We start from the raw sequence: 1,193 nt of genomic DNA on the forward strand, positions 1-1,193 counted from the left end.
AATCCACTCAAGTCAAGTTTTGTTAGACCAGAACAGCCCCAGAACATCTCCGTCATATCTGTTACTTTATCTGTCTTGAATCCACTCAAGTCAAGATTTGTCAGACTTGAACAACCATAGAATATCCACGACATATCTGTTACATTCTCAGTCTTAAATCCGCTCAAATCAAGGCTTGTCAGACCGGAACAGCCAGAGAACATACCCGACATATCTGTTACATTCTCAGTCTTAAATCCACTCAAGTCAAGGCTTTTTAGACTAGAACAGCTTGTGAACATATCATTCATTTTTATAACATTGTCGGTATTAAGGTTCTCTATGCCTGTTATAGTTGCAAGATTATTACATCCAAAGAACCAAAATGCAGTACTAATCAATGAGGTATAGTTGGCAAACGAATCGTCGAACACAACTTTCGTAATACTCTCCTTCTGAGCATACCAGTTTTGAAAATCAGGTTTACCTACAAATGGACCAATGTCCATTCCATCGCGAGTCTCCTTTTGGTAATCATAGTAGAATGTCAACACTGTGTTATTATCGCTTAGAATTGCGTATGGCTCATTACTATTAATTATCTTAAATTGTTTCCAATATTCCGCCGTTTTATATTTCTCTTTACTGCCTGTTGGAACGTAAAGCGTTGCATTAGCACGATTTGTGAATACGTCTTTTGTAATATCGACAGGCAATGGATTCAAAACTGTGACAGAAGTTAGACCACTACAGCCAGAAAAGGCGTAATCACCAATGCTTGTCAAGTTGTCGGGAATTGTAATGGAAACAAGACCATCACAGCGATAAAAGGCGTAATCGCAAATGCTCGTCACACTGCTTGGGATGGTTGTGTTATTGCACCCCGCTATAAGTTTATTTGTTACAGTTTCTATAATAGCGTTGCAGTTATCTCGTGAGTCGTATTTTGAATTTTCAGATTCAACCACAATAGAAGTCAGACCACTACATCCTTGAAAAGCGTTCTCGCCAATACTCGTCACACTGCTTGGAATTGTGACAGAGGTAAAGCCTTCACTGCCTGCAAAGGCATAATTCCCGATTGTAGTCACACCATTTGGAATTACCAAATCTGTTATTTCTGTATTCTCATCACTATACAAATGACGTGCAAATTCTAAGGGATTACTATAACTACCTGAGAAAACGACATTACACCAAGCGCCTATATCATT

The 1,193-nt window shown here is 38.7% G+C and carries 1 protein-coding gene; it reads right to left on the reverse strand.

Annotated features, from left to right (window positions below):
* Positions 1 to 1,193, reverse strand: a 1,193-nt coding sequence (locus tag T491_RS17265) for a leucine-rich repeat protein (protein WP_155950179.1), incomplete at both ends; no start/stop codon positions are given.

The sequence above is a fragment of the Prevotella sp. P6B4 genome (genome assembly GCF_000619985.1).
In the GTDB taxonomy this organism is placed as follows: domain Bacteria; phylum Bacteroidota; class Bacteroidia; order Bacteroidales; family Bacteroidaceae; genus Prevotella.